This is a genomic window from Vibrio splendidus (genome assembly GCF_003345295.1).
Lineage (GTDB): Bacteria > Pseudomonadota > Gammaproteobacteria > Enterobacterales > Vibrionaceae > Vibrio > Vibrio splendidus_K.
This window is the reverse complement of sequence record NZ_CP031055.1, coordinates 1,290,431-1,313,243: the sequence shown is the minus strand read 5'-3', so window position 1 is coordinate 1,313,243 and position 22,813 is coordinate 1,290,431. Positions and strand designations below refer to the sequence as shown.

Here is a 22,813-nt window from a genome sequence, read left to right as displayed (position 1 = left end):
CATTTCCTTATCTCCCAGGCATTATTGAAGAAGAGCCAATCTGAACCGTGGTACTGGTGCCACCGTTGAAGAAGGGCTTGAACCAAGAACTTTGCTCTTCACACAGACTGATTCTGTACAGTGGATACACAACGCCCTTTTCTACCGGCGCTAAATCTGCATGATCGAGAATCGAATCAGTTTGGCAATTTAAGCTTCTGTACTTGCTGGTTGAGAATTCAGCGACATTCGTTTTATTGGTCAATGACTCTATCTTGATCGCCACGTTATCGACTGGTGTATTGAGCATTCGACTTGCCACTTTAGCCATGTCTTCTAACTCTGAATTAGTTACAGGTAGGTTTTGTCCTGCCAATACATCGGCTTCAAAATAACGAGTACGCTCTTTGATAACATTGACTAAGGCAAAGCTGGATCGATCAAGCTTGGCGCGCGCGAGTAATTGATAGCTCAAGTCTGCTCCAAACAAATAAACGCCCCATAAGGCCACAAGAATGAAAACTAACTCAATGGTGTACGAACCTTGCTGGCGCCTTTTAGAAAGCACACGTTGCTTACGGAGCGTCATCTTTCCACCCCTCGTGTTCTAAGTTCAAAACCATAGTGCTTGAAATATCCCTATCCGCAGCACCAGCCAGTTTAATGACTGGGGTGTAGCGGTAGGTCACGGTGATCTCGGCTAAGTTGTAATTAAAGTTCAACCCTTGATCAGAGTGCCCCCTGTTCGCGATAAAATCATCATAGGTTTTGAAGTACTGACCTGCGATAGAGAACCTTGAGCTATCGATTAAGAAACTCCATAGATTGTCATCATCTTCGATTAACGATTTGAACTTAGTTTCGTACTGCTCGTTGATCCCTTTACCTTCATATATTTTGGTATTCCTGATGGTTTCTCTCAGCGAATACTCGGTCATGTTCACAACGTAGATTTGGTAACTTGATTCGAAGATCGCAAAGGTGGCGAAAAACAGAACAAGTGCACCCAACACAAACTCAATCGCCGTGACGCCCTTCTGTTTATTAAGAAGCTTCATCATTAACTCCTAGTTGAGTTAATTCAGCGGCGATGCTCTGGATCTCTTCTGCTGAGAAGTCACCTTTGAGTAACTTTTTGGCTGAGTCGATTTGCTGGGTTTTCATTAGTGCGATAGCTAGGTTCGCTTTAACGATCTTATTCGCCGGGTCTTCTTTTAAAACCGGAGCTAACGTTTCTATCGCTTGTTGGTACTCGCCACTGGCCATTTGAATCATCGCAATGTTGTTCTTAACAACGACATCGTCGTAACCGCGTAAACGTGCTCGATTGAGCTCTTGGTACGCTTCATTGAATCTTCCAACCTTGGTGTACGACACACCCAGCAAGACGTGAATTTGACCCGTTGTATTTCCCGTCTCTATAGAAGCGAGATAAGCGGCAATGGCACTTTCAACGTCATTTTTAGCATCAAACACTTGTCCTTCTAACTGGTACAAATTGGGGTTTTCAACACCCTCTTTTTGCAAGTGTTGAACATAGAAGTCTGCCGATTCGATATCCCCTTTGTTGAAATATGCCCACGCCAGTTTCTCTTTTACCTCTGGGTCTTCGGAGCCTTGCTCTAACTCAGCTTTGTAATAACTAATCAAGCCGTCATAGTTCTTCACTTTTTCCATGCTAGTCACGTCAGCAAGCTGTAGGTCTTGTGGTGAGGGGGCCGATTGACAGCCCGCTAACACACTCATCGACAACAAAATGAGACAAAAACGTTTTCCAATCACTCGTCGTCTCCCTATATATTCAATGTCATTTGCATGATGCTCGGCGCGAGAATCAAGATAACGATCGGGAACATGATGAAGAGGATCAATGGGACACTCATCTTCGCAGAGAGCTTACCTACCTTTTCCTCGACCGTAAGAATTTGGACTTTTCGCATGTCCTCTGCGAGATCACTTAACACCTGAGCCACGGATGTGCCGTATTGCAGGTTTTGAATGATGGTCAGTACAAAGCTTCGTACTGGAGGCGTCGGGATACGTTCACTCAGATCATTGAGCGCTTTCTCTAGTCCGTGTATTTTTGCAGAATCAGATGTGCGCTCAATCTGGTAACAAAGGTCTGAGTCAAATTCAGCCAGCTCCTTGCCCAAATAAACCAGCGCCGCTTCAATCGTCATACCGGTTTGAACACATACCGACATCATATCGAGCAAATACGGCAGTTGAGCTGAGGTTCGACTGATCAACATCTTGCGGCGCATTTGAAGCATTGTATCTGGGACGACAATGACGCCGATCAACGAGAAAATAACCACGATCAGTTTGTTGGTGGATGTCATATCCCCTAACAGCACCAAGCCTGAAACCAACGCTAATACCAACAACTTGGCCGGAAAATAGAATTTGGCCCAATCCGTGTTGTAATAACCCGCCTCAATCATTTTTTGTTCGAGTTCTTGTCGATGTTCTTTACCAAAACGAACAAAAAAGCGATTTACGCGTGAAGGCGTACGAGCTGAATTATCCCCGATATAGAGCGCAACCTTCTTATGTCGTTGCTCTTTGCGAATAGAATCGATAATCAGAAACAGTAGCGAAAAAAACAACACAATAAGGGAAGCCAATAACATCATGCGCGTACTCCTCTCACTAACAACCAAACAAGAAATAGACCGAACAGTTCACTACCCAGCACATAAAACAGTACCAGCCTTCCTTCTGGATCGTAGAGAACAAACTCCACATTATCGGGATTAACGTAGTTGAGAATTAGCATAAAAATCAGAGGAATAGCCGCAACTATTTTGGCGGAAATTCGAGCTTCTGAAGTCATCGCCATTTTCTTTTTCTCTAGCGTTCGAGAGTCAACCAAAACCCTAATCAGCCGCGCCAACACGCCTTTGAGTTGGCCGCCTCGCGCGATATTCGCCCTGATCGTCACGGTAAAAAACAGAAACTCCGGATAAGGATAGTTTTTGCACGAACGTTTAAGCACCACTTCAGGTGACTCACCCAACTTCAGTCGGTCGCCCATTAGCTTAAATTCGCGACCAATCGGGTTGTGCATTACATCGCCTACATAGCTAATAGCTTGCATTAAGCTGTCACCAGCAGTTACCGCACTCATTAAAATATTCAACGCATCAGGGAACGTATTCTCAAATTCTCGACGTCTTCTTGTAACCAGGAATCGATAACCACATAGGGTAAATACCATAGATGAGCCCAGCACTAACCACGTATTGGTGATTGATAGCAATTCAACAACGATGTACCAAGATGCGATTATGCTGCCCGTAATATAGAGCGCAATGTAAAGAGAAGAACGCGGGCCTAACACCATTAACGTGGGTGATATGGACTCTTTGAACTTTTGCCAGTTTTGCTTACGAACCAAAGACTTGACGTTAATGGCATTGAAGTTTTCCGCTTCTACTTCTTCAATATTGAAAAACTGATTGACCTTTTTTACCTTTGAATCTCGGATCAAAAGCAGCACAAACGCAAAGAGGATTAACGAAAGCCAAAGCATGCTAGGCCCCCTTAAACGATGCTTTCAGCTCTTCGTAGAGCCCGAAGAATTGCGCTTTTTTCACAAGCTCAGATCGCTGCATAATGCCGTCGGTGACGAATTCGCCTTTTACGGTTTCTCCATAATGCGCGTCGTCATAACGAAAACGGTAGATCTCTTCCATTACTACGCTATCGCCTTCTAGGCCGACGATTTCCGAGATGCTTGTGATCTTACGAGACCCATCGCGCAACCTGTTAACCTGAACAATCATTTGAACGGCACTCACGATCGTTCTTCTAATCGCGTCAAGAGGCTGATTTAGGTTCGCCATCATCACCATCGATTCAACACGAGCAATCGCATCACGCGGCGTGTTGGCGTGCAATGTAGACATCGAACCGTCGTGTCCGGTGTTCATGGCTTGCAACATTTCGAACGCTTCAGAGCCACGACACTCACCAAGAATAATGCGGTCTGGACGCATACGAAGTGCATTGATCACTAACTCACGCTGAGTCACCGCTCCAGTTTGTTCAACACTCGAGGTACGTGTTTCGAGTCGAACTAAATTGGGTTGTTGCAGGCGCAGTTCAGCCGCATCTTCAATGGTGACAATACGTTCATCTTCGGCAATGTATTGAGATAATGCGTTGAGCAGCGTGGTTTTACCTGAGCCGGTACCGCCAGAAATCAACACATTGATTCGACAGCGAGAAGCGATCATCAACACTCGCGCCATGTCTGGAGACATAGAACCGAAGCCAATCAAATCTTCAAAGCCGATGTTCTGCTCTCTGAACTTACGAATAGAGATCGAAGTACCATCCAACGAAATGGGAGGAATCACGATGTTCACACGGCTGCCGTCTTCTAACCTGGCGTCGACCGTCGGCGAAAGTTCATCGACACGTCTTCCGACACGTGAGGCAATACGCTTAGCAATGGCTAACAACTGTTCCTCATTCACAAACGAGACTTCGGACTTTTTCACCTTACCGTGTCGTTCGAAAAAGATGTTGTTGGGTCCGTTCACCATGATGTCAGAAATGGACTGATCTTCGACCAAGGGCTGTAAAGGACCCAAGCCAAACAGTTCATCAATCAGGCTTTTCACCAAGCCTGACTTCATCATCGAGGTGATTGGTCTTTGGTAGCTATTTGCTAGCAAATCAACCGCCGCTTGTATTTGGGATTCAAGATCTCTGCGGCTCATTTTCTGAACCGCTTCTGCATCTAGGGCTTCAAATATCTGGCCACGAAACGCGAGGTATAAGTCTTTGTTAGAACTCATTTAGCACGCACCTTTTTCAACCAAGAGTTCATGCCCTTCTGGTCCATAGGTTGACCATTAATCAGCTTCACCAACTGTTCCATAGAACGACTAATATGACGATCATGCTTATGCCCGCGTTTTCCATCGATAATGATATGCGCCAGCGCTTTGCAGTAGTCGACTTCGAGATCAACTTCTGCGCCTAGATACTTAATAAGATCAGGCCTTTGTAAGACGTATGCATTTTCTGGGCGATGGTAGTTCACCACCGTAATCACACGAGTACGCGACGATAGCGAAAGCTGCAAATTGGAGACTTTTTCATACAATCGTTTTGCACTTCTTACTGAAGACACTGATGCGTCTAAAACCAACACAACCACATCAAAGTTTTCTACCAAGAGTTGAGGTTCAACTTTGAAATCCACACCACCAGAAAAGTCTTCGATAATGAAATTGGTGTTGCGCGCTAACAACTCGCACAAGGTTTGGTTGTAATTAAGAACATCGCTTTGGCTCATGTCGCCATCAATCGCCAACAGTCGTAAATTCTTGCGAGCATTGATGAGGTAACTCAACGCCCCTTCTTCATCCATTTCATGCAATGGTGCCGTGAACTCGTCGATGGTTCTCGGCTTAAAATCTTTTAGGCCGAGCAAAACATCAATGTTGGTATCCGCATATTGATGATCGACGAGAATCGTGTCCGAGCCTTGCGTCGATAACAGTGAGCTCAACTCAGTTGTGATAAACGATGCGCCAACGCCACCTTTTGAACCGACAATCGCCACGCGCTTCGCTTTACGTTTTTGACTCACACCAGAGAACGTCTTCAGGTTCTTGCTAACGTGGTTTAAGAAGTCAGCAAACTCCTGCTTATTCACCGGCCAGAACACGTAGTAAAAACCCATGTCTTTAAGAGAACGAAGCGTAGAAATAGCATCCTCTTTACCAATCACCACCACGCCTTTGTGTGTGGGTAGTTTGCTGGCAAAGGCTTTAGCATCCTCAACAACATTGGTCGATTCATTAAGTTCCAAAATAACGATATGGCTACTCTGTTGCTCTGTCAGTTTGGTCAAACCCGCTTTGGCTTTAACACATGCAGGATCATTCCACCCTTCAAATCGAAAGACTTCTTGAACAAGATCTAAACACTCTTGAGATTGATAGAACAAAGTACATCCGGCAACCCCTGTCGTTCCGGTTTGCACTGGCTTGGCCTTTGTTGTTAACGCTTTAGTCAGGTCAAACATTATTGCTCTCCTACCAATCGAGACTTGTAAGCCACTTGCTTCAAACGCATCGATTCAGCAAAGCAATCTGACTGCCTCAATCGAACGTGAATCTGTGCTGGTGCGCATTCCTGAGTCTTCAAACGCGCTAAGGTCACCTGAATCTTTAAGTCGCTCGGCAACAATGGAGCGTTTCGATACGAGACTCTTTGTGGCGCGATGACATGCGACGGATATTGATCGAAGATCTCTTGCAACATCTGTTTACTACGGGTTGATTTGTAATCCACGACATAAGTGGCTTCTTTGTCCGTTGATTCAATATCTTGAATCAAAGCGGTAATCTGCTTGGTGGTTTCAGCTCGGTTTTTCATCGCAAACTCAAAGCTGTGATGCTCTTTGTACACCAAGGCTTCAGCACCATGTCCAACAAAGTATTGCTCAGAGGCACAGCCTAAAAGTGACGTGGTTAATAACGCCATTAATAGTAATTTCTTCATTGGATAAACCCTCCTTGCGACAACAAGCGAATCGTTGCATCAGAAGATGTCACCGACTTGCCATCCCACTTAATGTTTAGCCAACGCGCCAAAGTAGACGTCTTCTTGATGTAAGGCAGTTGAATGTCTTTCGGCTTAATTGGCTCTACAAGATTCACAGTGGCAACGATGATCAATTCAGTTCGTTTTCTTTCTGTGGTTGCTTTTCGGAATGCGGCACCGAGTACTGGAATATCACCAACAAAAGGGATTTTTTGCATTTTTTCCAAATCGGCACTGCTCATCAAGCCACCAAGGACGAAGCTGTCGCCATCGGCTAACTCTACGGTTGTCATCGCACGTCGTGAAGCCAGTTGCGGAACTTTGATTCCTGCCGCTTCGACATAGCCTTCAACTTCGCTCACTTCTGGCGCTAATTGCATGCGGATTCTGTCTTGGCTAAGTACTTTTGCAGTAAGGTCGAGTTTGATGCCGAACTCTTTGAATGAAATGTTCACGTTACTATTGGTAGACACAATAACGGGCACTTCACCACCCACAAGGAAACTTGCTGACTCACCAGATAGCACGGTTAAGTTGGGTTCAGCCAGAACTTCAGCAATCTGGTCATTACCTAATGCAGTAATTAACGTACTTAAGTTTGCTGCATCGAACTGGTCGAAAACAAATTCGCCAACACTTGAACCGACGGAGCTCCAATCAACACCAACAGTTTGTCCAAATGATTCGGTGACTTGAGCCACTGAGATTTTGACGTTCACTTGTTGGGTCGTTGCGACTTCAATACGTTCGATGATCCCTTCCCACGTCATGTTGCGGGCAAACACCATACTTTCGGGCTCTTCATAATTTGAGTTGTCGGACTTAAACTCCAGCTTCACCGTTTTGTCCCATTTCTCTGTTTTTTCTCGTCCAAGTAGAGTGGCAACCAAACGATAGATGTCGTCACGAGTCGCTTCGGAATCAACAAGACCACTTACGGCGACTTGCTCTCCCACAGACTGAACCTTGACTTTGGCATCAGGGAAATGGAATTTAATTTGGCGTCTAATATCAGTTAAATCCAAATCAACAATAATGCGGTCTGAAAGCAGAACATCATCATCAATGCCGTAGACGATCAGTCGTGATTGCCCAATAGCATTGGCGAACACAACAAGTGTGTTGTCGTTGATTATTTTGTAGTCGACGATATCGGGGTTATTAATGAACACTTGTCCAATTGGGCTTTTTAATTGGATGTGCTGACCATCGTTGAGCGTGATGGAACGATCGGCGGCAAAAGTGTTTGTTATAGAAAGTAAGCTAATCAACGGCGCTAGAATGGAAACACGCAGTGCTTGCTTGATTCGATCATGAATCATAATTACAACGCCTCTCTAGGGTTATTCTCATTACCGCGTAACTCAGCAATCCCGGTATAGTTATCGATAATATTGCGCACCTCCGCGAACTCAGGTTGCGTGTAGGTTTGGCTTCGGTAAATTTCGATGTGCATTGTTCGTTGTGCTAGCGCAAGTTTTGGTAACTCGTCGGGGCTAACTTCGATGACCACCGTGGTCAGTCCGTCCTCTTTACTCGGAGCGCGAGCGGTAATAGAACTGTCGCCAGTTGCGTCATTTCCAATGTTGAGTACTTTGACGTTTTTAAGAAACATCGAAGCCTTTACCCCTCTAAAGCGCTTCGGCTTATCGAGGTTTCCAGCTAAATTATCGTTTGGAGAGCTTACAGTGAGGATATCGATGGACGTTCCTGGGCGGATGTAATCGTTGATTAGGTTTTTGTCACTGACTTTAAGTGGGTATAACGTCATACCTTCCGTGATCAAAAGATCGATGTATCCGGGCTGGCCAGGCATCACTTGATATTCAGGTAGCACAACCTCACCTGCGCTAAGACTGCGATTGAGCAAAATGGAGGGTGAAAAGCTGATTTGTGCGTCTTCTCTGACGCCAAGCATTAATGCTTCACTAAGAGGGAGTTGTTGTTTTACGACACCTTGCGCATCGATCGCACGTCCTTTTTCATAAGGTTCCGTGGTCATCCAAACGGCAACATGCTCTTCGTTCTTTTTTTCCACCACTTCAGCAATCGTGGTCGCTTTGGGTTCACTCTTCAATAAATCGACAACGCCTAGCGCGCCAACTATTAAGGCAGCAATGGCAACAAGTAATACCAGTCGAGATCTCATAATGTTCTCATTCTTGGAGGTTTATATATGTGGCGTGTTTTGAGTTAAAATTACCAAGTAGAATCCAACGCTAATTGCTATCCCATATGGAATACCTTGTTGGTCGTTCGACGCTTTTCTTGTTCGCTTTTTACTTACCAACTTGTTATTGACGAGATAAATAACGGCTAAAAATCCGCCAGCAAAAGCCGTCATAACAAACGCCCAATGTAAATCGCTAAGAGGTATGGTAAGTGATAGAACCGCGGCATATTTAATATCACCGGCTCCAATCCAAATCAGGGCGTAAAGAATTAGCCCTCCCCCTAACACCAGTAAAAAACTGATAATCTGAATGTCTAACGGTGACAGAAAACATTGCAAAAAGAGTAATATCAACAATGCGTGATTTTGTATCTTTCGATAGAGAAAATCGGTAACCGATACATAGACACACACGATTGCCAAAATTAGTAAATACACTTCAAAACTCAAAATTGGAAATATTGCCTAAATTTATATGGATTGGCGTTAGCATGTATTAATTGGCATTCCCAATTAACTGAGCCAGACCAATGAAAACATAGGTCTGGCACAACTATCTTTCGATAAATTCTACGTTAGCCAATAAGGCTTGATGTTACTTGCTAGCAGTACCAATAGCGGTAGCTACTTGCGCAAAAGCTGTTTCAAGTTTTCCAATAAAACCAGTAGGGCCTACTGCTGCAGTTACTAATACAGCCATTGCTACCGCAATAAGACCATATTCAATTGCCGTTACTCCGCGCTCATCGTTCTTGAATTGTGATAGAAACATGCTTGTTTTAACGTATAGCTTAGTAATCATTATTATGTCTTCCTATAAGGGCTGTTGAAAATTCGTCGCCATTATAATTAGCACCACCAATCTATGGAAAATACCCCCTATCGATTCAATCTATAGGTCGTGTAAAAAATGATCAAAATAAACACATTAAAAACAAAGGAATTAAAAACAAAATCATAATTAACAATGAGTTATATATAAGATCAGCCTCACAAGACAATATTAAATCAAATTTATAAACTTGAAAAAGTAAGACATTGGTCAATATTTTAACTTATCTAAACTTTATATAAGCTTTGGAACCAATCTAAGAATTAATTTACCCAGTTTTATTACTCCTTATAAAACTTGTTGAAATACAATTATCATCACGCTATTGTTCTTCAAATCAACAAACCATAAAAAATATAATTTATTTGTGTCAAAAGGTTAGTCGAATCATGAAACTACATTTCGAAAATATCATTTCGTTCATAGCGGTAGTTGAGGAAGGTTCATTTAGCTCTGCTGCTCGCAAGCTTGGCAAGTCACAATCAACCGTTAGCACAGCTGTTCAAAATCTTGAGTCCGATTTAGGTTTCAATGTATTTAATAGAGAACACTCTAAAGTTTGGCTAACAGAGAAGGGAAAACGACTATTCCAGTTATCTTTACCTGTGGTATCGAAATATCGTGATCTAGTCACGATCGCACAGCAAATGAATATATCTGACCAGATAGTCTATCGGGTAGGCATAGACCCATTAGTGTTTAATAATAATGTAAAGAAAACACTGTTAGCATTTTCAGAAGCATTCCCTAACGTTGATTTACTTGTCGTAACTAAACCCAGTTTCGTGTTAGGTAACTATATAAATGAAGGGAAGATAGATTTAGCCCTAGGTAACCCCTATCACAAGACAAATTACGACTTCAATATAGAGGAGTTGTTTCACGTCAACTGTTGGTGGGTGGCTCATGAAGACCTGATAACCTTTAAGTCTCAAGCACCATCACAACGAGTTCTATTAATGGATGGTTGTGAAGAGCTGCTTAACTTGTCAAACATAGCATCGTATAACTTATGGCGACTGGATGATTTAGGAACCATCATCGATCTATGTAAGGCTCAAAAAGGTATCGCTTTTTTACCGGGGTTTCTCATAGAGGGAAGTGTAGAAAATAGTAAACTTAAAGTAGTTACAGACCACCCTGATTTTTTTGGTAAGCGAGTTATTGCATCCCTCTTCTGGCAATTACACTCTGACTTTAGCTTGTTCAACCAATGGATCAAAAAAGAGCTGCAAACTACTGCCAGTTACAAGCAAACATTTGTTGCTGATTTGACTCAATAATACTCTGTTGAAATCTAACAATCACACTCTATTGCACGCTTCAGCTTCGAGTGTGATATTTCAATACGATGACTCATCCTAATATATATCTAAAATAAACATACGAAATACTAATACCAAGACCGGCATGCATTAACCAACATATGCACTGGTATTTTTTCATTATTTAGCCTCACATGTTTTTGTGATTAAATCTAATTAAAAACTAACCTATTAAACGTATTCGATATTTAACCTATGACTTCGTTTGTCACTAAATATCGAAAAGAACCGCCTAAACCATGCACACAGAAAAATCCACCATAGTAATGACGTTGAATATCAGAATAGCTTTACAACCATTACGTTAGACTAATTCCAGCTATCCGATTTTTTCACGATGATATCAACAATATCCGCCAGCTCTTTTCCTTTTTTGGTCAGACCGTAATATACCGTCACTGGAACGGTTTCTTCTTGCCTACGCCAAATGAAACCTTCTTTGCTGAGTAACTTCAATCTTTCACTAAGAACTTTACTGGACACTAGAGCCAACTGCTTTTGAATTTGTCCAAAACGTATTTCGCTACTCTGACCTAGCAACCAAACAATGTGAGCAGTCCACTTCGTAGAAATCAGTGTCAAATATTTATCAGCGCTGCAGTAACCTTCAGGTTGCTTACCCTGTTCACTCATATTTACCTCTCAGCTTTTCCAAATCATCAATTTCATAGTTACTCAAAGGTAATTAGTTACTTTTAGGTAGCTAATTTCTTTTAGTAATCACCCTATCTATTATGGCTTCAACCTAAAACACAAACAAGCAGGTGGTTCCATGAAGATACTTCTATTCGTAGTTTTAAACTTAATAACTTTCTATTCTTACGCATCAACAGATTACAAAAAACCGCAGTCACCAACAGAACTGCACCAACTTTTCGCTGAATACTTTTCAAAACAAGACATCGACGGACTAGGCACTCTGTTCCATCAAGACGCCATATTCGTCCTAGATAATCAGGGTAACCTTGCTAGAGGGCCAAAGGCCATTAAGCCTATATTGAAAAGTTACCTTCAAGGTGACGTTGAAATGCTCACCCATGATGTGTCTATCCATATTAACGGCAATACGGCTCTCATAAGGTCTGATTGGGAGATAGTTGGAGGCTCCAAAGGCACCGCTCTCGAAGTGATGAAGTATATAGATGGAGGTTGGCTATACGTTATTGACAACCCGAATGGATTTTAATTGACCATCACACTTTAGAGCCTTGGAGACCAAAGCCTAAAAGCTTTGCAGGCAATGAATTTCAGACACAAAAAGCCCACACTAGGTGGGCTTGCTGATTGTTCATAAAGAACGAATTGGGTCGCTACTGGACTCTATTATCCAACTTATCCAATTGATTAAATTAAATAATATAAAAATAGAGTTTTAAGATGTTACTTCTGGTGTTACTTTGGAAAAAACTGACCTAAAAACTACCTCATGCCACCTAGTCTAGAGCAATAAAATACTACGCTCCCAGCTCTTAGTAAGTACTATTTGAGTTATAGATTAAGGTATATCTTTAACTTTTAAGCTTTATAAAAGGCAGTCAAAGGCTCTAAAGCAGGCAATTTATACGGTAACCCTAGGCGAGATACATGCTCAGACAAGAAACCTTTTGCAACTTCAAGAGTAGATAGCATTTCACTATGCTTTTTCCCCACACCTTCTAAAGCGCTACTTTTCACAATATCGTTTAACAAATGAATTAGCTCTTCATCTTTCAAAATATAGCAATGCATCTCCGCATCAACTGTAATTCCAACTATGCTGCTTTTCACCGACGCATCTGTACCTGTGATTTGGTCCTGAACCTTGAATATAATCAAATCATTCGCTAGGTTTTCAACGTAAGTAAAGCTTCCCGAAATTTGTTCACCTTGAGCAATTGCCTTAGACAACATCGGATGGCCGAACCCCATAATATCTGCTTGGCTATCTATTTGCTTAGCTTTACGGTCAAAGTAGATCTGGTCGTAAGATCGCTTGGTTCGGAACTCACCTAACCAACTAACGGGAGTAATAAATGACATCCCACCTAGCTCGTCAAACTTGTAGCGTCTCTGATTCATAGCCAACATTTGGGTAAAAAATGGCTTCATGTCAGCAAGATCCAAACGAGGAACATCCTCTAAGTCCTGATAATCAAACCGTTCGGCTCGTCCTGTTAAATCCTGCACCTTCTGTACAATAGATTCTCCACCAAACGTTTTAGTTTTATGGTCAAACCAAGAAGCCAATGAGTCTGGATTATCCCGTATAACAGCTTCTGCAAATAGCTCATTAAAGAGGGAACTATCAGCCATACCCAGGATAAGCTCCATAAGATTTTCTGGTTCATCCATTGCACCAACAACTGAGCGCATTATCAGGTCAATCTTTGAATTTAGTAAATCCCAAATGCGGGATTCTACTGTATCTGGATTCCGTAACGTAATGACTTCCACTGGCATTTGTTGCCCGTAACGGTTGAGACGTCCTACACGCTGATGAAGCCTCATAGGGTTCCAGGGTAGATCTACATGGATCATGGAGTAGCTGTTCTTTTGAAGATCAATCCCCTCCCCACCAGCCTCAGTAGAGATAATAAAACGCACTTTGCCTTCATTGAACATTTTTGCGGCTGTATAACGGTCTGTATTGTAATCGGCACTCTCTCCTTGTTGAGTAGCCACGTTATACAACTTGTTTTCGCCGTTGATGAAAGTTACACAACCGTCCCCATATTTTTTGTTTAACGCCCCCATCAATAGAGACTGTGTTGCTTTGTACTCAGTAAAGAACACAACGGTTCTATCTTTAAACTCTGTCTCCAGAATATCTAAAATAGTCGTAATTCGAGTTTCAAATTCAACATCCTGACAGGCTTGCAGCAGCTCCTTAATACGTGGAAGTTCATCAGTCATTAACTGAACACGAGTCGAGGTTTCGATAAATTCAATTTCTAAAAGAGCCAGCTCTTCAGCAAAACTAGGGTTTGCAGCTCCCAAATCATCCACTTCTAACTGTTCAGTTAACTCACTTTGTAACTGTTCGATATCTTCAAGTCGCTTCTGACCTTGTTTTTGTTTCTCAATCCTACCTTTTAATGCTCGCTCGATAGCAGCAACAGAGCTTGAAGCCAGCTTTTGCATCGCTGTTAGTACTAATTTTACCGCTCGCTGATCTCGAGAACTCAATGAGGAGGCATATGCCTGACCAGAAACGATGAACTTCGTGAGTAGATCGTAGAAGTTCTGCTCTTGTTCACTGTACGCATAAGTTCGTGAGGAAACCGTTAATGGCTTGAAAAGTCGCTCGCCATTCATATCCGTCACCGACTGTTTGTTGTTTCGGATTAAGACATCTTTCACAAATGGACGCATTTCATGTTCAGACATTTTCCTAGCGTTGATAATATCTGGTCTTAACAATTGAAGCAGCGAGAAAAAGCCATACTCTTTCCCTCTATGAGGCGTTGCAGTGAAAAATAACTTAGACTCAAACTTACCGTTATCAACAAGGCTCTGGATCAACCTAAATCCCTGAGTTCCGCCTTTATCCTCTGTAGAGTTCAGATGATGTGCTTCATCTACAATAAGCATGTCCCAAGGCTCGGCATTGAGCATGCGCTCTTGCCGACCATTTTTGTCATTTCTTAACGTGGGTAGAGATGCCACAACCATATTATTTGCACCCCAATAATCCACTCGATCAGTGTCATTTTCCGGTGCATACATGCTTAACCTAATATCAAACATCTCAAGCATCCGCAGTTGCCATTGCTCAACTAAAGGCGCAGGAGTCAATATGAGTAAACGCTTGATTTTTTTTCTTTCAATCAAAGGCCAAAGAATCAACCCCGCTTCAACCGTTTTCCCCAACCCTACATCATCTGCGATTAACTGATTGGTTGGCCACTGCCTGAGTACACGATGACAAACCCATAGCTGATGAGGTAACAAATTGATATTCGACTTCGAGAAAACACTCCAACTTTCATTGATACTCTTGAGTGAGCTCGCTAAAGACTTTAAAGCCAGATCCGTAGCTTTCACGGCATTCCCAGACTGAATATCTGATTTGAGATCAGCAACAGGCTCAAGATCACTGTTTAAACACTCCTCAAAACCGTGTTCAAATCTGACCAGTGATGTCTCTTGTTTGGCAAATTCAATCTTCCCTAATCCAAATTTCGGATGATTGACGCGTGCTACGTTATCCATGTTCAGCCTCACCTAAATCTAATGGCTCAAAATCAAAGCAGCGCTTAAACGCCTTTCTATCATTCAAAAGTACTCTAAAAGGGATATCAAAACTCAGTCCAAAGTGGCTATCATCTTCAACAAGCGTTTCTAAGAAAAAACTATAGAGCTGCTCTGAATTAGTCGGATTAGCTTCTGTATTTAAACCAGCTCCGATTTTGTTTAACAAGGTTCTAAGCCTCAGAGGTAAAACAAATGCATATTTATGAGTCGAAGAGCTAAATTCCTGTTCGATAACATAGTGCCTTGTGAGTTCTCGTAGAATAAAATTGATTCCAATTCCTAACGTTCCTTTGAGTTCAGCGACATCAATACCCGAGCCGGATAGTAGGCTTGAACTATTGGGCTGCAATAGGTCATTGAGGTTATTTATGAACGATGCATTCCTAAACAAGTTAACATAGTCTGTTAGCTTTGTAGCAAAACGATACAAAGGTAGAATCTGTACCCATACTCTATAGCGCTCATTAACCTTCGCTGTTTTCAGGTACTCTTCCATCAATTGGTTCCAATAGTCCGGCTTTGGCCCACCAGGTTGAGCTAACTTGTCCCACCACCCATGATTTTCAAACCATTCAATGACATTTCTATTCGCTGCGTCATTAGAATAAGCCAAGGTTTGGCAACAGCCTAGGTAGAACAACTTTAACCAACCTTTTCGTGTTTCTATCTGCTCTAAAGCAAAATCTTCTGCCATTAATTCCCATGGCATAGATTGGGCATACAGCAATTTATCGTGTTCAACTAAGTGGTAATCCTTTGTTTCGTTCCACCACTCCACGATGTTCTCTAGGATAGTGCTACTATCATCAACATTAGGAACAAACTCTTTCTGGGCATTTCTGACGTGTTGCGCCTTATCAGCTTCAGAGTCGATCCAAAGGCGAATAAAGCGAGACTGCTTATCAATATCCCATTGCCATTTATCAAGAACCTTAGGGTCAAATATACCCTCTTTGAGGAAATGAGGTCGAGATTGTTTTAGCTTGCTGAGCAGGGTCGCAGTGTGGGTTCCATCAACTATGTAAGAACACAAACCGTCTTGCTTTCCACCCTTGCCTTTATCGTCACTTTCTATCTGATGTGCCCAAGAATAAGGTTCGAACTCGGATTCAGAGCGAGCTAAATTAGCAAGTTTTTCACCATCACTGTCGTATTCCTCGCTGAGAATCGAAGTGGTTGGTGCAAAACGATTCAATAAGCTGTATTCGTTTACTCCCTTAAATAGCAACTTGTTAGATGGAACATAAACGCCAATCTTATTGTTGTTCAAAAAACGCATTTGCGAGAAATGCTCTTTTAATTCTCGTGTCTCTGATATGGTGGCATTAGACTTTGAGATTCGCTCTTCAAAGTTACCGTCGAACAAGCGACCGTAATAAGACGCTTTTGTAGGTGGAACTTCATAATTCGGAAGATCGTCTTTAATGAGTTCAATTAATTCCAGTTTTTTTAGGTTACCACTAAGTGGTGAAAATCCTATTCGCTCAAGCACATCAAAAACTTCATTAGAAACGATTCGATTTTGTTCAGATAACCTAGATAGTCGCTCATGCCCAGATAGAGAAGAATATACAGCACTGAGCAAACGTCCTGCTCCAATTTCAACACTTTTCAGATCGATTAGTTTACTTTCTTCACCAGCAAGTTTCGTCGGAAGTGCTGGATGACGTTTATAGAAATCAATAAGGCCATTCGAGCAAGTGAACATACTCTTTATCAATTCAGCTTTCGAACTATGATCACCTAGTTGATTGGGCCATTGTGTCGTAATTACATTCCAAACCGTTCGCCAGAAACCAGTAAATGTTGCTTTTTCACCTAGTCCCAGTTCCTCTGCAAACTCATCCCAATACTGGCATGATCTCTGATACATTTCCTCTAAGGCCACAGTAAGCTCCTGCCCTAGCAGCTTAGCCAACGCAATGTTGTCATCATTATCAACCGCTAACTGAGACCGACCTATGTCTACCGAAAATTGAGCATTAATACAAAAGCCTAGTTTGAGTTCTTCATCAATAGGGTTGAGTACCCAGAAGCTACTTAGCTTCTTTCGGTCCGCCAAAGAAACCAAGCCACTTTTATCTAACGCAAATATAAACTGGCCAGAAGCAGTCGTCACCGAAAGTACCTTACTGCTTCGAAGGTTTACTTCGCCTTGAGTGGCCTTATTTGTTGGCAGTTTGACGTCACCAATTGCTACCCCCTGCAGATTGTTAACGGCTGCACCCATCCATTCGAAACGCTTACCGTTAATATTAATTTGGCGAACATGGCGAGAGAACACTGTTAAAAGGCCCGCGCTACTCTCAAAGCGCCTTAGAATCGACGCTAATTGTTCTGTTGGTACTTTACAATTTGGTAGTTGAATCAGAGTTGGAATTTGATTATTGAACGCGTACCTTTCTGTGGCTTCTGTCAACGATGCCATTAGTGCTTTTTCTGGTATTTTGGGTAGAACCCCTGCTTGAATTTCGGCACAAATATCACCACTCACAATACGTGGCGTGTCTGAAAGCAATAGTGCACTCTTAAAGCCTAATCCAAATTTACCTGTTTTACCTTCGGCTTTGTCAGAAACATTCAGGCTCACCATTTTCTCTAAATCGCGTTCAAACCTATTTTTTCCAGCTGAATAGTTACTCGAACAGTAGTTAACTTCTCTCCCCCAATGACAGAAATTTAATTCATTGCCATTTTCGAGATTAACGTCAAATCTCGGAACAATCTCAGCTTTACCTTTGGTCATATCTGAAAGTTCACTCAATGCGTCATCAGCATTTTGTAACAGCTCAAAAGGAACACTATTTGGAGAGTACTGAAAATGCTTGCTAATCTCTTTACGTACCGAATTAAGCACTAGAGTTTGAACTTTGGCATTATCTTCCATCACCTTTTGTATTTTAGCCAGAACTACTGAAAGTTTAGTCCGATCTTGCTTCACCGATTGGTCCGCTAACGCAAGCACTCGAGTTTCCCTGTTGTACTCAAGTTGCAAGTCCGACAGCCCTTCCTCTCTTACCTGTAAACGTTCCAACAAAGGCACCAAATTATTGAGTATAATTTGACGGGTCACTTGAATATCCGTTTGTTCTGAGTGCCCAAAACTCTTGAGAAAATCATTTTCAAAACGCAAGACAGCGCCAAATACTTCTTGGAATAGATCTTCCACGCCTTTCGCCAACAGACGAATCAAACGCTCCTTATCAATGTTGTTTGTATCCACCTTTCTAAGCTCAACCCGTTTGAGCTTGGCGTTAGATTTTTGGTGTATAAGCAGCGAGTTTGGTGTTCCTATCAGCTCAACCTCAACTCGATGACCAAAAATGGAATTCATAAATGTCGCGTTTTCAGCACATATCGACAATTCAAAGTCGATACTTTTGTATAAGGTATTAAAGGGCTGACCAGAATACGGCCCTCTCCCTCGGCTAATCGGGTCCCACTTGTTCTGATATATTTTACGAATCGCTTCAAAGTTGCTATTCACTAGATAACCCTTTGCCAAACTTTCAACACTTTCTTGCTTGGTAAACAGCGTCATAAAAGTGGCAATAGCGTCCATTGGTACACGCCTTTCCCAATCCTCAAAATAACTTCTCAGTATTTCTGCATTGCTACCATCTTCAACAATGTTTGTGGCCTGATTCGAAGAGCTCTGCTCAAATGACTTACTGCAATAGGGTTCAACGACTTTATATTCAACGGGATCGATAAGAAACTTTGGTGCCACTTGAGGGACGTCAGACACTAAGTTTGACCCGTTAACATATACTCCAAGTTGATTTCGAAAGCGTACTTGAGGCAATAACTCGACACCGGCTTGCGCTTTACACAGTGCACCAAGCAGTTGTGTTCTTAATTCAGCTGCGAAATCATCCTGACCACGGTCAGCAATTTTTTCTAGCGAAGTAAACAAAATACTAGCATCGACTTCATTGCATAGCATTTGTTGTTTATTTTCTGAAGGTACAAGATAGTTGGACTCAAACAGCTCGGAAAGAAGCAGCCAACCGACAAGATTTTCCGACAAATATGGAATACAGCACGCTTGTACAACAACCGTTTCTGTCACGGTTTCCAACTTGCCCAAAGCGTAGTTTTGTTTTTTCGCAGCCTCAGAGACCAATCGTGTACCAACTGCAGCCTTGTTATTTATAATCCAGCGTTCCAATTCGCTTTTAGTCTGACTGTCTTGAACAAGTCCATTAGACAATTGTGAAATATGATAAATCATGCTGTCTGAAGCACTGCATAATTTTGTTGAAGCAGGTAGCTCACTCAGTCCAAACTTCAATATTTGATTAGGTGCAACACAATGATTTGGTTCCTCTAGTGTTAACCACGGTGTTTCCTCAATTTTTCCGTGAAGTTCATCGGAAACGTCCGTTTTCTCATCTCGAATAATGCACAGCTGTTCAAGAATGAATGAGGCGAAGTTTGCTGGCTGTTCTTGCATCAATGCAATATCAATTAGTTCAATAGGTTGGCCATTGTTTACCCACTTTTTCTGACATGCTGCAACTTCACTTAGTTCAGAGCGCTGAATGATAGTGACATTTAATCCAGACGGTACGTCCGAGCTCCCTTCCATCAAACAATCAGTAGTTATCGTTACATGCTCCCCGGTATTAGTGAGGTGTATCGGCATTGAACGCCATAAATCCTTTTGCTCTTCAGCCCCTATATCAGACAGGAGTGTTTTTAATTCCCAGTCATCAAACGCTGAAAAGTCACACATAGGTAACGCTAACCGATAGACATCAATAATGCCTTGGTAAGACTGTTCCTTAATACCGATAAACTCTTCATGCGGACCTCTCAATACCTGTTCAAATTCTGGGTCCAATTGACACCAACCAGGGAGCTCGCCTGTTTGACACATCTTCCATACTTTCATCCACACGGCTTTTGTGGTTTTGTTTCTTTTCCAAAGAGGATATTTGAGGTCATCCTCTTTATTGCCGTGAATCAGATACCGCAAACCTCGCTTTTCATCCAGCGATTTAAACTCATCAGACAACTCTTTGAGCAATGTCAAACGACCTGACTTGGAACCGAGGGCTGGATACGTAGCAAGCAGAGATAAACAATTGGATTCTGTGCAGCCACCAATTTCTTTGAACTCTTCTAACATACTTACCAGCTTTTGATTCAAGAAACACAGCTCGATATCAGGCACTGCTGACGCCAACTCTTTAGCGAACCCCATCCCAAATGCTCGCTCGCCCCTTTTAACAAATAGCTGTCGCTTGCTTTTCAAGTCCAATAATTCATTCAAAGAGCGATATTTGGTTTTTTGAATCGAGCCAATGGCATCGACTTTGAACAGTTTCAGGTGTCTACATAGCTGAAAAAACGTCGAAATCTTGATCTCAATATTAGAGTCAGCATTAGAAATAACAAAGTCGATTATCCTATCGCAAGCTGAGGACTGTTGTTGGCTAAAGTTAGACTGGTGCTGATTGATATAGGTGTCTATACAAGCGAGCAGAGATAACAGCTCATCCTGTGCCAGAACTGCATATTCACCATCACTATCTGTGGCAATAAATCTCGGAACCAATAATTTGTCTGTCTTTAGTCCCGAGAGCACATCCCAAATATCTTGATCATCTTTATCAATCGGGATAGCCACTGATTGATCTTTACTAAGGTGTGTAAGCAAAACAGCCACCAGTCCTTTATTAGTCGAAAGCTCTACTAAAGGTTGCTCAGCTAAGGTTTTTTTGAATAAAGGTAACAACAAGGTATTGAGTTCAACCTCAGTAATCTCTCTGCTCACTAAATCAACAAACTGACTTAAATACTCAATATAAATGGACTTTTCAAACACATGATTTATATCTTCACCTAACACTTCTGCCACAAGTGTAGGCGTCCAGTTTGTATCGGTATTTCGTGTGGTCAAAAATTCATACCCACACTTCTGATATAAGGTTTTACTTTTCAAAAGTTGTCTTAATATTGGCAACGTAGACCAAATACGTGATTGATCATTATTTTGAGGTTTAGGTATTGGTATACAATGCGCTAGTGAATCAAGTAACTTCCATGACGTTTGAGCTTCATCGACATCAAGTAACCAGTTATTTGGTTTTACGACTTCACGCTTGTAAGTATTTTTCGTTACAAATAGCTGATGCAGTGCTTCAGTTAGAGTTGAAGTAGTTTTATGAGAAAGATTAAATTGACGACAAAATGCATCTAATGCACTTAAGACCAGATTAAACGTCCCTTCACTGGCCAAAATTACATTCCATACCTCTCTTAGACGCTTCTCGTCGTTTTTGACTTCGTCAAGCTTAACCGATTGACCTAATTGTTCATGTCCGTGTAAGCCTTTTCGACCAGCATCGACAAAGAAATAACCATGGAGGTAAAGGTTATAATCATAGTCACCATCAATGGGAACCGAGACTAATTCATCAGTAGTTGCAAGAGGTAGAAAAACAGCCCAGTTGGCTCGTAAATACGCTTGCCCAGTGGTTTTATAACGCGAAAAGGTAACCGCTGCATGCTGCTCAGCCTTATCCAGTGCCTCTACAGGCTCTTGTGCGTGCTTATCAAACTGGTAGCTTTTAGGCCAGCCCATTTCTGCCGTTTTCAGTGTTTTCAATCGTGAATCAGCGATGATCTGCTCACATCCCGCATACTCTAAAACATGGCTATTATCTTGTACTTGGGCACGTATTTGGCCGCTGAACATCGCATTAATACTTCCGTTAGAAAGTATCTCTTCCCCATTAAAAGCGCTTCGACTCGACTCTGGCTCCAAAGTAATGTGCGTAATAGTTTCAAACTCACCACGTAACGTTTCCTTATAAAAAACGATGTCGTTGAGATGTTTGAGTTGAGACAAGATTTCAGATGTTTTTTCAGCTAGATGTTGTTCAGAGAAGAAATCAGGTAAGGAATGGCCATCACTGATATTGTTGATAATCATATTGTTGTTTTTGGCATCAACAAGGGCTTGAGTTCTCAGTGGAACCCACACGATAAACCATGGTTTGTCTTTCTCGCCAAGCAAAGGTGCTAATTGCTTTTCGATACGTAACTTATCTGAACGATCGAATTCGTTCCATTTAGGGCGATACTTATCCCAGGGATTAAACACATCAGCAGCCCAAGTTTGTTGTAGCCACTGTTCCGACATAAAGAAGAAAGCTTCACCTAAGTGAAACAAGCTTTTCATACCTAACCCAAACTTTCCAACAGATGTTTTTGAAGCGGCTTTTGAGCTTTGTGCAATAGACAAGATCGCATCGCGATGCTCCTCTTCTAGAGGCGCATCATTGACAAAGAAAATCGCTGGAGCATTAAGCAGTTCATTATCGGCGTCTTTAAAACCTTGGCTCCAACCTATTGTTAAGGTATTTGCACCAGCATCATCGGCATTTTGAATGATCTCCTTAAGCACTGGAAAACCATTATCATAGCGATCGGTCAAATTATCTTTGATTTGGTTGATCACACCAATCGCATCTATTGAAGCACCTGCCATAGTTAGAACTCGCCTATTTGTATAATTAGAAAGAACAGAGAAAAGCCAAAGAGAACAAGCTAGGGTAACCTTTGGATGGCTTCCTAACTTATCATTTTACGTCACATTACAATTAGATAGTGATTCTATCGCAACCACCAAAGTCAGGCTGGAATATCCAATATTCCAAACTAGGTGCGATGCTTTTGATAATAATACGATAG

Annotated in this window: 17 protein-coding genes; 2 read left to right on the top strand and 15 right to left on the bottom strand. The window is 42.0% G+C overall.

Translation table 11 applies throughout. The features are described 5' to 3' along the window. Positions 1–7: 7 nt before the first annotated feature. From tadF to DUN60_RS05775, 12 genes are all read right to left on the bottom strand, one after another. Positions 8–568, bottom strand: coding sequence for a tight adherence pilus pseudopilin TadF (gene tadF, locus DUN60_RS05830; RefSeq protein WP_114633453.1), 561 nt, complete (start codon positions 566–568; stop codon positions 8–10). Next, positions 555–1,037: a TadE/TadG family type IV pilus assembly protein gene (locus DUN60_RS05825; protein WP_017087824.1), complete on the bottom strand. Its 483-nt coding sequence runs from the start codon at positions 1,035–1,037 to the stop codon at positions 555–557. The genes tadF and DUN60_RS05825 overlap by 14 nt, the downstream gene beginning before the upstream one ends. Then, positions 1,024–1,725, bottom strand: a complete 702-nt coding sequence (locus DUN60_RS05820; protein WP_114633452.1) for a tetratricopeptide repeat protein — start codon at positions 1,723–1,725, stop codon at positions 1,024–1,026. Before DUN60_RS05820 ends, DUN60_RS05825 begins: the two co-directional genes overlap by 14 nt. A gap of 47 nt (positions 1,726–1,772) precedes the next feature. After that, positions 1,773–2,615, bottom strand: coding sequence for a type II secretion system F family protein (locus DUN60_RS05815; RefSeq protein WP_114633451.1), 843 nt, complete (start codon positions 2,613–2,615; stop codon positions 1,773–1,775). After that, entirely contained in the window at positions 2,612–3,514 is a 903-nt protein-coding gene (locus tag DUN60_RS05810) for a type II secretion system F family protein (protein WP_114633450.1), read from the bottom strand. The genes DUN60_RS05815 and DUN60_RS05810 overlap by 4 nt, the downstream gene beginning before the upstream one ends. 1 nt (position 3,515) lies before the next feature. Then, on the bottom strand, positions 3,516–4,787 hold the full coding sequence (locus DUN60_RS05805) for a TadA family conjugal transfer-associated ATPase (RefSeq protein ID WP_004733950.1): 1,272 nt from the start codon (positions 4,785–4,787) through the stop codon (positions 3,516–3,518). After that, a complete protein-coding gene (locus DUN60_RS05800) occupies positions 4,784–6,025 on the bottom strand; it encodes a CpaE/TadZ family protein (RefSeq protein ID WP_114633449.1) in 1,242 nt (413 codons plus the stop codon). The genes DUN60_RS05805 and DUN60_RS05800 overlap by 4 nt, the downstream gene beginning before the upstream one ends. Further along, positions 6,025–6,504, bottom strand: a complete 480-nt coding sequence (locus tag DUN60_RS05795) for a hypothetical protein (RefSeq protein ID WP_114633448.1) — start codon at positions 6,502–6,504, stop codon at positions 6,025–6,027. Before DUN60_RS05795 ends, DUN60_RS05800 begins: the two co-directional genes overlap by 1 nt. Continuing rightward, positions 6,501–7,871, bottom strand: coding sequence for a type II and III secretion system protein family protein (locus tag DUN60_RS05790; RefSeq protein ID WP_114633447.1), 1,371 nt, complete (start codon positions 7,869–7,871; stop codon positions 6,501–6,503). Before DUN60_RS05790 ends, DUN60_RS05795 begins: the two co-directional genes overlap by 4 nt. Further along, on the bottom strand, positions 7,871–8,695 hold the full coding sequence (gene cpaB, locus DUN60_RS05785; RefSeq protein WP_114633446.1) for a Flp pilus assembly protein CpaB: 825 nt from the start codon (positions 8,693–8,695) through the stop codon (positions 7,871–7,873). The genes DUN60_RS05790 and cpaB overlap by 1 nt, the downstream gene beginning before the upstream one ends. Before the next feature lie 21 nt (positions 8,696–8,716). After that, positions 8,717–9,157, bottom strand: coding sequence for an A24 family peptidase (locus tag DUN60_RS05780; protein ID WP_114633445.1), 441 nt, complete (start codon positions 9,155–9,157; stop codon positions 8,717–8,719). Positions 9,158–9,314: 157 nt separating this feature from the next. After that, positions 9,315–9,521, bottom strand: coding sequence for a Flp family type IVb pilin (locus tag DUN60_RS05775; protein WP_114633444.1), 207 nt, complete (start codon positions 9,519–9,521; stop codon positions 9,315–9,317). Between the two features lie 419 nt (positions 9,522–9,940). Here DUN60_RS05775 and DUN60_RS05770 point away from each other — a divergent pair, with 419 nt between their 5' ends. Beyond that, the gene (locus tag DUN60_RS05770; RefSeq protein ID WP_054546413.1) at positions 9,941–10,834 is read left to right on the top strand and encodes a LysR family transcriptional regulator; all 894 of its coding nucleotides are present in this window, start codon (positions 9,941–9,943) and stop codon (positions 10,832–10,834) included. A 351-nt stretch (positions 10,835–11,185) separates the two neighbouring features. Here DUN60_RS05770 and DUN60_RS05765 read toward each other — a convergent pair whose 3' ends face one another. Next, positions 11,186–11,509 carry a winged helix-turn-helix transcriptional regulator gene (locus DUN60_RS05765; RefSeq protein ID WP_004733958.1) on the bottom strand — a complete coding sequence of 108 codons (324 nt, stop codon included), beginning with the start codon at positions 11,507–11,509 and terminating at the stop codon, positions 11,186–11,188. A gap of 139 nt (positions 11,510–11,648) precedes the next feature. Here DUN60_RS05765 and DUN60_RS05760 point away from each other — a divergent pair, with 139 nt between their 5' ends. Further along, positions 11,649–12,062, top strand: coding sequence for a YybH family protein (locus tag DUN60_RS05760; RefSeq protein WP_114633443.1), 414 nt, complete (start codon positions 11,649–11,651; stop codon positions 12,060–12,062). A gap of 329 nt (positions 12,063–12,391) precedes the next feature. On the opposite strand, the gene DUN60_RS05755 is transcribed toward DUN60_RS05760, so the two are convergent. Together DUN60_RS05755 and DUN60_RS05750 are read right to left on the bottom strand one after the other, a co-directional pair. Next, positions 12,392–15,067, bottom strand: a complete 2,676-nt coding sequence (locus DUN60_RS05755) for a DEAD/DEAH box helicase (RefSeq protein WP_114633442.1) — start codon at positions 15,065–15,067, stop codon at positions 12,392–12,394. Next, positions 15,060–22,610 (bottom strand): sacsin N-terminal ATP-binding-like domain-containing protein, encoded by a 7,551-nt coding sequence (locus DUN60_RS05750; protein ID WP_114633441.1) that lies wholly within the window; start codon positions 22,608–22,610, stop codon positions 15,060–15,062. The genes DUN60_RS05755 and DUN60_RS05750 overlap by 8 nt, the downstream gene beginning before the upstream one ends. Positions 22,611–22,813 lie beyond the last annotated feature (203 nt).